The following is an 860-nucleotide window of genomic DNA, read 5'->3' as shown; positions in this document are numbered from 1 at the left end:
GATTTTATCTTCCCACTCGCGCTGCTTGTCCGCACTCATCGTCAGCGCGACCAAACGCCACTCATTGCGCTTGTTCAATTCCGAACGGCACTGATGATCAACCGCCATTTGCACCACGCTGCCGCCGATACCCGTACCGCCGCCCAAACCGCCGAACGCCGAGTCAGAATCATAAGCGCAACCGCCCAACAACGCCGCCACAGAAGCAACGGCAACAATCTTTTTCATATTCATAGCCATCCCTTGCCGCAAGGTCGTCTGAAACGCCCCGCAAAGTCTTTAAACAAGTGCATATTATACCGTAAGCGGTGTGAGATGGGGGATTGTGAAAGTCGGGTATAATCCGTCTTTTTTGGGAAAAAAGAGGATTGATCAATGGTTAAACCGGTTAAATCAAAAAACAAATCAAAAGCTAACTTAAACAAAAACACGCAAAACCCTAAAGAAAATCAAGAAAAAACGGCTGACAAAGGCATTCAAGAGCAGTCAGAGCACACCGCTGAAAATAAGCAGCCTGAATCAAAAGACAATGTACAGAATAAAAATAAACTTACACGCTTATGTAAATTTTTTAAAAAATTATGGAATGGAGATGTTCAAGAAAAAAATAAAAACTCAAAGAAAGCGGAAGAAAATGCTGCTAAAAATAATGCTGCTACACAACAGGAGGAAATTAAACAAGCTGAGACAGTTGAGCAACCAGAAGAGCAAAGAAAACTCTCTGATTATTTGGAAATCATCAGTAAATTATTAGGGTTCTCAGCAATATTAGGAACATTTATTGGTGGATTTTTTATATATGATTATCTTAAAATCATAGATCAATTAAGCATTTTTCCTGAAGTAATTACTAATCCACC

Annotated in this window: 2 pseudogenes; one reads left to right on the top strand and one right to left on the bottom strand. The window is 40.3% G+C overall.

The annotated features are described in order from the left end of the window. Nucleotides 1-234: pseudogene (locus ACTHUR_RS12785) on the bottom strand (hypothetical protein); the annotation flags it as partial. 141 nt (nucleotides 235-375) lie between these two features. On the opposite strand from ACTHUR_RS12785, the pseudogene ACTHUR_RS12780 reads away from it, so the two are divergent. Next, a pseudogene (locus ACTHUR_RS12780) lies at nucleotides 376-860 on the top strand (hypothetical protein); the annotation flags it as partial.

The organism is Neisseria sp. P0021.S007 (assembly GCF_051956855.1).
The sequence above is the reverse complement of the archived record's forward strand: the minus strand, read 5'-3'. Positions and strand labels throughout refer to the sequence as shown.